The organism is Affinirhizobium lemnae (assembly GCF_022968395.1).
GTDB classification, from domain to species: Bacteria; Pseudomonadota; Alphaproteobacteria; order Rhizobiales; family Rhizobiaceae; genus Neorhizobium; species Neorhizobium lemnae.
The window spans coordinates 1-9,257 of the sequence record NZ_JALJQZ010000080.1; the positions used below are offsets into that span (position 1 = coordinate 1).

Genomic DNA, 9,257 nt, shown 5'->3' on the forward strand with positions numbered 1-9,257 from the left:
GATCTCCAAAATCAGCTTTGAATCCGATTTGCGCTCTTTTGGGAATCCCAATCCTTAAATCATCACCACGACCTAGGCACGATTGTCGACCCGACAAACGAAAAGCCTGACGGGTCGAAAACATATTTCGCAGAAATCCTACATCCCCTGCGGACCGCGATTCATTGCTGCAATCCCGGTGCGGCAAACCTCAATGAGGCCAAATGGCTTCATGATAGCGACGAATTGATCGATCTTCGAGGACTTGCCCGTGATTTCAAAGATGAAGTGGGAAACAGTAGCGTCAACGACCTTGGCGTGGAAAGCATCTGCAAGGCGCAGGGCTTCCGCACGCTCTTCGCCTTCGCCGGCAACTTTCACCAACGCGACTTCGCGTTCAATCGGACGCTCCTGCCCTAACTGCGTTGCACGCACGGTTAAATCAACGACGCGATGAACCGGCACGATCCGATCCAGCTGCGACTTGATCTGTTCCAGAACACCGGGCGTTCCGCTGGTCACGATCGTGATGCGGGACAGGTGAGCCTCATGCTCTGTTTCGGAAACGGTGAGACTTTCAATGTTATAACCACGCCCGGAGAAAAGGCCGATCACGCGGGCCAGAACTCCCGGCTCGTTGCTGACAAGAACCGAAAGCGTATGCCGCTCTTGCTTCGCCGTTTCCTGTTGAATGAAGTAGGCCGAACCGGTGGGTTGAAGATGTGCGTTCATGAGTATTTTCCCTGATCCTGTTCCTGGCAGCACTTAAACGAGCTGCCGCCCCTTCGCGTCAATGGCAGTCGCAACAGCCTCGTCGGTTGCTTCGTCCGGCAACAACATCTCATTGTGCGCCTTGCCCGATGGAATCATCGGGAAGCAGTTTGCGAGATTGGCAACGCGGCAATCGAAGATGACCGGCCGCTTGACCTCAATCATTTCGGCAATCTTGTCATCCAGCTCGCCGGGATTGTCGCAATACATGCCGACGGCCCCATAGGCTTCGGCCAACTTCACGAAGTCCGGCATGGCTTCTGTATAAGAGTTAGACAGACGATTGCCGTGCAACAACTGCTGCCACTGACGCACCATGCCCATATACTGGTTGTTCAGGATGAAGATCTTGACCGGCAGATTGTACTGGATGGCGCAGGACATTTCCTGAATGCACATCTGGATAGAGGCATCGCCTGCGATGTCGATGACAAGCGCTTCCGGATGCGCAACCTGCGCACCGATCGCTGCCGGCAGGCCATAGCCCATCGTTCCCAGACCGCCAGAGGTCAACCAGTGGTTCGGAGCTTCGAAACCGAAGAACTGCGCCGCCCACATCTGATGCTGGCCGACTTCCGTCGTGATGAATGTTTCGCGCCCCTTGGATGCCTCATACAGCCGCTGGATGGCATATTGCGGCATGATGACGTCATTGGAATTCTTGTAAGCAAAGGACTTGCGGGCGCGCCAACGGTTAATCTGGTCCCACCACCCGGCTGTCTGCGCCTTTTCTGGCTTCTTGGGCTGGGCGCGCCAGACGCGGACCATATCTTCGAGAATACGGCCGACATCACCAACGATCGGAATATCGACACGAACGTTCTTGTTGATCGATGATGGATCGATATCGATATGAACCTTGCGGGAGTTTGGCGAGAAAGCATTCAGGCGACCCGTAATACGGTCGTCGAAACGGGCACCGATGCAGACCATGACGTCGCAATCGTGCATGGCCATGTTCGCTTCATAGGAACCATGCATGCCCAACATGCCCAGCCAGTTTTCGCCAGATGCCGGATAGGCGCCAAGCCCCATCAGGGTGGATGTGATCGGGAAGCCGCTCAGTTCAACCAGTTCCCGCAGCAGACGGGTTGCTTCAGGGCCGGAATTGATGACGCCACCACCGGTGTAGAGAACCGGGCGACGCGCGCTTGCCATCAACTCGACAGCGGCGTGGATCGCATTCAGATCGCCCTGAACCTTCGGCTGATAGCTCTTCTCAACGACATCATTCGTCTTCGGTGTATAAGTGCCGGTAGCAAACTGGATATCCTTCGGAATATCGACGACAACCGGACCCGGACGCCCCGATTGGGCAATGCGAAACGCCTCATGAATGATGCCCGCCAGTTCGTTGACGTCCTTCACCAGCCAGTTGTGCTTGGTGCAAGGGCGGGTGATACCAACCGTATCGCACTCCTGAAACGCATCGGAACCGATCAGCGTGGTGGGAACCTGGCCGGTCAGGCAGACCAGCGGGATCGAATCCATCAGGGCGTCCTGCAGCGGCGTGACCGCATTGGTCGCACCGGGACCAGAGGTAACCAGCATGACGCCGACCTTGCCCGTCGAGCGGGCATAGCCTTCGGCAGCATGTCCTGCGCCCTGCTCATGACGAACGAGAATGTGCTGGATGTCGTCCTGCTGAAAGATCTCGTCATAGATCGGAAGCACTGCGCCGCCGGGATAGCCGAAAATGTGCTCGACGCCATTATCTTTCAGGGCCTTCAGAACGATCTCCGCCCCTGTCATTCTATTCTCTGTACCCGTCATGTCCAAATCCGTTTCTGCTGTTTTCGAAGCGGCCGCAGGGCCTGATTGAAGGCATAAAAAAAGGCCCCTTGAGGAGCCTTCGGTAGCGCATGGGTGCTTTCGCCGGATGGTTACACCATCCTGCCCATGCGCCTTCCCACCACGATAAGTGCGTTTGATACGATCATGGGCGAAACTGTTAGCCATAAAATTTCGCAACGTCAATGCAAATGAGCAAGAAATGACCGCTCGACCAGCCGTTTTCGCCGCATTTCTCGCCATTGGGATACGGGCATTCGCAACAAAAAGGAAAGGGTTTTCCGGCCAACTGTCCTGCATTGCGTGATCCGTGATGATGTTCGAAAACGAAGCGTGTGTCACAGAGCGGAAAGGACTTGTTAAGGCTGGATCGCTATGGTCATGGAAATTAAGCATTATTCCATCCGAGGATGATGATATCCGGTCATAGCCCGATGACAGAGGCCATTCGTTGCGCAATCACGACCTTCAACAATCGGCATCTGCTGGAGAGCAGGAACGGCGAGACGGGATGCACCCCGGCAACCGCTTGCTGGGCCGCGTTGTTGCCTGCACAGGGTCGCGCGCTACAATCTCGGCAGTGACCGAAGGCGGCTCCACTGAGCTTTCTGAACTCTGGTCGGTCGGAAGGTTGATTTCAATCAGCGTTGGTACAAACCGCGTAGTTGCCCTTACTTGCTCCATGGCAACGGCCGGAAACCATTGGGGTGAAACGCGCGACAACGAATTTCATGTCGAGGTCGAACTGCTTGGGGAAGTGCGCGTTGGGCCCGATGGGCGCGAGGAATTCAGTGGCGGCATTTCGACCTATCCTTATCTCGGCGCCATCGCTCACCGGATTCGTTCTGCCGACCTCATGCGCATCTATGATACCGGCAAGGCCGATACCTGTGTGATAGGAAAGCTGACCCAGGACGAAAGCATCGACGCAGCAATCCACATCCCTTCTATGCTTTCCAAGCATTTCGCTATCGTTGGCTCCACCGGCGTTGGCAAGTCCACGGCGGTCTCGCTGCTTCTGCAAAAGGCAATAGAAATCGATCCCAAGCTGCGTGTCCTCATTCTGGATCCACACAATGAGTTCGCCGCTGCCTTTCCAGACCGTGCCGTGGTGATAGACACGGACAATCTGGACCTGCCGTTCTGGCTGATGCGCCTGGAGGAATTCTCGGAAATCGTATTTCGCGGCCGCCCGGCCGTGGCAGAAGAGCTGGATGTCCTGCGGGACCTCATTCCAGAAGCCAAGAAAGCCTTTCGCGGCAGCGAATCCTCGCTGATGCGTAGGCAGACCGAACGAAGCTCGGTCACGGCAGACACGCCGGTGCCCTACCGCATGGCTGATCTTCTGGCACTGATTGACGAGCGCATCGGCCGTCTGGAGGGTCGCAGTGAGAAACCGGCGCTCCGTTCACTGAAGATACGCATCACGGCTGCGATCAACGATCCCCGCTATCACTTCATGTTCTCCAACAACACGATCAATGACACGATCATGGAGACTATCGCCCATATCTTCCGGATTCCGGGAGACGATCGTCCGATTTCGACGTTCCAGCTGTCCGGCATCCCCTCGGAAGTCGTGAATTCGGTTGCCTCCATCCTGTGCCGCATGGCCTTCGAGTTGGCGCTGTGGAGCGACGGCGCCATTCACATGCTGGTGGTTTGCGAAGAAGCACATCGTTACGTTCCGGCAGACAGGGACCTGGGCTTTTTCCCGACCCGTCAGGCCATTGCGCGCATTGCCAAGGAAGGCCGCAAATACGGCGTTTCTCTGGGCGTCATCACCCAGCGCCCCGGCGAACTGGACCAGACGATCCTGTCTCAATGCTCGACCATCTTTGCGATGCGGCTGGCGAATGACCGTGACCAGGACATCATCCGCTCGGCGATCCCGAACTCGTCCGTCTCGAATACCAGCTTCATCTCCTCCATCGGCAACGGTGAAGCGATCGCCTTTGGTGAGGCGATCACGGTTCCGATGCGCATGCGCTTTACTCGCCTCAGCGAAGATATGCTGCCGAAGGCAAACGGCGTATCCGACAAGGGAAGCGAGATAACACCAGACAATGTAGATCTGCGGACGATCGTCACACGCATGCGTGCAATCAGCGGTCCCGATATTTCTTCTTTCCAGAAAAGTGTCAGTGCTTCCGAACATAAAGATGGCATGCGCCTGGATACTCTGGCCGCAGAGCCGGAAGTGGAAAGCTGGGAGCGGGAACTGAAGGCCCATGTCGAGCGACGGTATTCAAGCCCGCCTCCTGCGCCCCCGCCGCATCCCGGTACGGAACGCTTTACGCCCGTCGAGGCACGGCTGGAACCCTACCGGCCGGATATGCTTCCAGGCGCGCGCAGTGAGCAGCCTGCTCCCAACGAATCTCGGATCCTGCGACGCGAGCCTTCGCCGGAGCCCCCGCCTACCTATCCGCCGCAGCCGCGTTCCTACGGAAACGAGGATGTGCAGGCCGTTCGCAATACGCTCCTGCGCCGCGAAGGTTCTCTGCGGGAGTCGCTTCTCAGAAAACCGCTGAGCAGCCTCTACGACAAGGATTGAGTCGGGGCGTAGGGGTCAAATCGCTCCCAGCTTTCATCCATCTGATTGCGGAACCAGGTCATTTGGCGCTTGGCATATTGTCGCGTGAGGGTAGAGCCTCGCTCGACAACCATTTCCCGCGTCATGTCTCCACGCAGATGCGCAGAAATTTCCGCAACACCAATCGCTTTCATTGCCGTCGCATCCGAAGGAGGATCAAACGCGAGAAGTCGCTCGACTTCCTTGATCGCGCCTGTCGCCAGCATGATATCGAAACGCCGGTTGATACGATCATGCAAAAGGCCACGGTCCGGAAGAACGACGAGCTTCCGGCTTTTGTCGGGATCGACGATAACCGGCCCTGATTGCTGCTGGAAATGGGCAATGGACTTGCCCGTCGCTTGGAATACCTCCAGCGCCCGTAAGATCCGGTGTCCGTCAGTCGGGTTGAGGCGCTCGGCAAGCGCGGGATCACAGGCACGAAGTTGCGCATGCAGAGCTTCCGGCCCTTCTTCGAGGAGACGCGGACGCAAGTCTTCCCGGATCTCGGTTGGAATCTCCGGCATATCGGAGAGGCCGCCCGTCAGGGCCTTGAAGTAAAGCCCGGTCCCACCGACGAAGACCGGGAGACGGCCTTCCGCGCGTAATTCGGGTAGCAATGCCTGCACATCTCTCAGCCAGTCGCCAGTCGAATAGCTGCGAACAGCCGGAACATGACCGTAGAGATGGTGCGGGATTTCCTCCATCTCCTCTTCGGAAGGGCGCGCGGTCAGCACGCGCAGCGTATCGTAGACCTGCATACTGTCTGCGTTGATCACGACACCGTTGTGTTGACGGGCAAGCGATAGCGCAAGCGCCGACTTGCCGCCCGCCGTTGGCCCGGTTATCAGGATGGCCTCGATATCTTGCCGAAGGTTGTTCATCATGGCTCTCGTTGCCACGCTCATTGCCCATCCGTCAAACCCTGTTCTTGATGCCAAGGCGGGAGAACGCGCAGCCGAAGCCGTCAATGCTGCCGGTCTGTACTGGCTGGCCGATGGCATTGCCTGTGATGTGGCGCTTCGCAACGAAGCCGATGCGGCGGTAAGCGAGCAGCAGTTGCGCCACGCTCTCTCCGACCTTCCGATCGATGTCGTCGTTCAGCATGTCGAGACACGCCGGAAGAAGATCCTCATCGCCGACATGGATTCCACCATGATCGGCCAGGAGTGCATTGACGAGCTTGCGGATGTCGTTGGGCTGAAGGAGCAGGTCTCTGCCATCACAGCCCGCGCCATGAACGGCGAAATCGCGTTCGAACCGGCACTCCGGGAACGGGTGGCGCTGCTGAAAGGTCTCCCGATCACGGTCGTGGATGATGTCATTGCCAAGCGCATCACGCTCACCTCCGGCGGGCCGGAACTCATCGCCACCATGCGCGCAAAAGGCTTCTACACGGCACTCGTATCGGGCGGTTTTACCGTCTTCACCAGCCGTATCGCGGATATGCTGGGCTTCCATGAAAACCGCGCGAACCTTCTGCTGGAGAAGGATGGCATCCTGACTGGGGAAGTCGCCGAACCGATTCTCGGCAAGCAGGCCAAGGTCGACGCACTGAACGACATAGCTGAGAAGCTTAGGATCTCCCCGGATGAGGCGATGGCAGTCGGTGATGGCGCGAATGATCTCGGCATGCTCGGGCTCGCTGGCTCCGGCGTTGCGCTCCACGCAAAACCCACGGTATCGGCGCAGGCGAAGATGCGCATAGACCATTCGGATCTGACAGCGCTTCTCTACATTCAGGGCTATCGCAGAAGCGATTTCGTTACACCATGATGGCCGGTGGAGCACCGCGGATCATTCTGGAGACGGAACGACTGGTTCTGCGCAGCTGGCTTGAGCGGGACCGCGATCTCTTTCGAGAGATCAACGCAGATCCGAAGGTGATGGAATTTTTTCCCTTCCGCCGCAACCATGCCGAAGCCGATGCGCTGTTTGATCGCGTCAACGCGATGATCAAGGAAGACGGCCTCGGCTTCTATGCTGTCGAATTGAAGGAGACGGGCGAAGCCATGGGCTTCTGCGGTCTGGCTCCAGCCAACATGCCCGGCATCTTTCCCTCGGAGACGATCGAGATCGGCTGGCGCCTTGCCACCCGTTTCTGGGGCAACGGCTATATCACTGAAGCGGCCGCCGCACTGATCGGCCACGGTTTTGTCGCTATGCAACTGGCTGCAATCGTTTCCTTCGCAGTCGAGGGCAATCACCGGTCAACGGCCGTGATGAAGCGCATCGGCATGCGGCGCTGCCCGGAAATGGATTTCGACCATCCGCGCGTGCCGGAAACACATCCGCATCTCCGGCGGCATGTCACCTACGCAATCGTTAACGAAACGGCCTTGCCCGGACTGAACGATTGAAGTCCCGCTCTATTCGAGCGGGATTGCAACAAAGCGCAGTTGGCCATCCGGTCCTGCAATCATCATGTGCGCGTTGCGGCGCCCCTCGCCCTTCAACTCGTTGATCCTGTTGATGACATCATCCGGCGAAGATGTGAAGCTCTGGCCGACCTCCACGATGACTTCACCCACCTTCAGGCCTTTTTCTGCCGCAGGGGAACCGGCCTGCACGGCGGTGATAACAACGCCTTCGACGCTGTCGGCGATGCCGAAGTTCTTTTGACGTTCGTCTGTCAGATCGGAAAGAGTGAGGCCCAGAACGGAAACCGTATCCTGTGGCGGCTGGGGCGCCTGGTTCTGGCCGTCCTTTTTCTGGTCTTTCTCAGCAAGGGCAGGTGCATCGTCACCCGTCTCGGCCTCGGCCCCATCCTCAAGCCGGCCAAGGGTGACCTTGACTGTCTGTTCCTTGCCATCACGCATGATGATGACGTCCACAGCCTTGCCGACAGGGCTTTCGGCGACCGCGAGCGGCAGATCGCGCATTTCCTTCACCTGCTTGCCGTCGAAAGTGATGATCACATCGCCGGCCTTGATGGTGCCGTTGTCAACCGGACCACCCTTGATCACGCCGGAAACGAGCGCGCCGCGTGCTTCCTTCAGGCCCAGGCTTTCGGACACTTCATCGGTCACAGGTTGGATGCGCACGCCGAGCCAGCCACGACGCGTTTCACCGAACTCGATCAGCTGCTGCACGATATTTTGCGCCAGCTCTGTCGGCACGGCGAAGCCGATCCCGATCGAGCCACCGCTTGGGGAAATGATGGCTGTGTTGATGCCGATCACCTCGCCATACATGTTGAACAGCGGACCGCCCGAATTGCCCTTGTTGATGGCAGCATCGGTCTGGATGAAGTTGTCGTAGGGTCCGGCATTGATGTTACGGCCCCGCGCCGAGATGATGCCGATGGTCACCGAACCGCCGAGGCCGAACGGATTGCCGATGGCCATGACCCAGTCGCCGATGCGCATTTTCCTGGAATCGCCGAACTTCACAGCCTTGAGAGGCGCCTTTGGCTCAACCTTCAGGACAGAGAGGTCAGTCTTCGTATCCGTGCCGACGAGCTTTGCCTTAAGCTTCGTTCCATTCGGGAAAATGACTTCAATATCGTCAGCGCCCTCGATCACGTGATTATTGGTAACGACATAGCCGGACGGATCAATGACAAAACCGGAGCCCAACGAGTTGACCTTGCGGTTCCCCTGACCCTTTTCCTGACCATCGAAGAAGTCGTCGAAGAATTCCTGGAAGGGCGATCCCTTTGGCGATTGCGGACTTGCGCCCTCGCCCTCGCCCTTTACGCTTTGTGACGTGGAAATGTTGACGACGGCATCTAAAAGACCCTCCGCCAGATCCGCCACCGAGGCAGGCCCGGTCTGCGGCATCGCGACCTTGGACACAGTTGTGGGTGTATTTGGCACCTGTGCGAAAGCTGGAAAGACTGGGCCGGTGATTGGCCCAGTGGCCAGCGCCACAGCCAGAACGGATACCATCGAATACCTCAAGGACAATTGGAAGGTGTTCACAATCAGGCTCCTCGTTCCGAAATGCTTTAGCTATGCGTTAATTGTGCAAGACGCTTTATGAAAGATAAGGCGGAATAACGACAGGGGAAATTATCTTTTTGTGAGCCCACAGCGAAGTTACTGAACGTTCGCAGGCGATCACCAAAAGTCATAACCTCCACCAGAGGTGGAGGTTTGAAACGCTGCGCTTGAACCGCTAGAAGCGGTTTTGCTATAAGTTA

7 protein-coding genes are annotated in these 9,257 nt (G+C 57.5%); 3 read left to right on the plus strand and 4 right to left on the minus strand.

Annotation, left to right across the window (positions count from 1 at the left end; genetic code table 11):
* Window positions 1-138 precede the first annotated feature (138 nt).
* Window positions 139-711 (minus strand): acetolactate synthase small subunit, encoded by a 573-nt coding sequence (gene ilvN, locus MUU53_RS22415; protein ID WP_247262831.1) that lies wholly within the window; start codon window positions 709-711, stop codon window positions 139-141.
* Window positions 712-744: 33 nt separating this feature from the next.
* Entirely contained in the window at window positions 745-2,523 is a 1,779-nt protein-coding gene (locus MUU53_RS22420; RefSeq protein ID WP_281435231.1) for an acetolactate synthase 3 large subunit, read from the minus strand.
* A gap of 469 nt (window positions 2,524-2,992) precedes the next feature.
* On the opposite strand from MUU53_RS22420, the gene MUU53_RS22425 reads away from it, so the two are divergent.
* Window positions 2,993-5,095, plus strand: a complete 2,103-nt coding sequence (locus tag MUU53_RS22425; RefSeq protein ID WP_247262832.1) for an ATP-binding protein — start codon at window positions 2,993-2,995, stop codon at window positions 5,093-5,095.
* On the opposite strand, the gene miaA is transcribed toward MUU53_RS22425, so the two are convergent.
* Window positions 5,080-6,000 carry a tRNA (adenosine(37)-N6)-dimethylallyltransferase MiaA gene (gene miaA, locus MUU53_RS22430; protein ID WP_247262833.1) on the minus strand — a complete coding sequence of 307 codons (921 nt, stop codon included), beginning with the start codon at window positions 5,998-6,000 and terminating at the stop codon, window positions 5,080-5,082. The two genes, MUU53_RS22425 and miaA, sit on opposite strands and share 16 nt — an antisense overlap.
* Here miaA and serB point away from each other — a divergent pair.
* Window positions 5,999-6,889 carry a phosphoserine phosphatase SerB gene (serB, locus tag MUU53_RS22435; protein WP_247262834.1) on the plus strand — a complete coding sequence of 297 codons (891 nt, stop codon included), beginning with the start codon at window positions 5,999-6,001 and terminating at the stop codon, window positions 6,887-6,889. The genes miaA and serB overlap by 2 nt on opposite strands.
* A complete protein-coding gene (locus MUU53_RS22440) occupies window positions 6,886-7,473 on the plus strand; it encodes a GNAT family N-acetyltransferase (protein WP_247262835.1) in 588 nt (195 codons plus the stop codon). The genes serB and MUU53_RS22440 overlap by 4 nt, the downstream gene beginning before the upstream one ends.
* A 9-nt stretch (window positions 7,474-7,482) precedes the next feature.
* Here the strand turns inward: MUU53_RS22440 and MUU53_RS22445 are convergent, their stop codons facing one another.
* The gene (locus tag MUU53_RS22445) at window positions 7,483-9,039 is read right to left on the minus strand and encodes a DegQ family serine endoprotease (RefSeq protein WP_377307217.1); all 1,557 of its coding nucleotides are present in this window, start codon (window positions 9,037-9,039) and stop codon (window positions 7,483-7,485) included.
* Window positions 9,040-9,257: the final 218 nt, after the last annotated feature.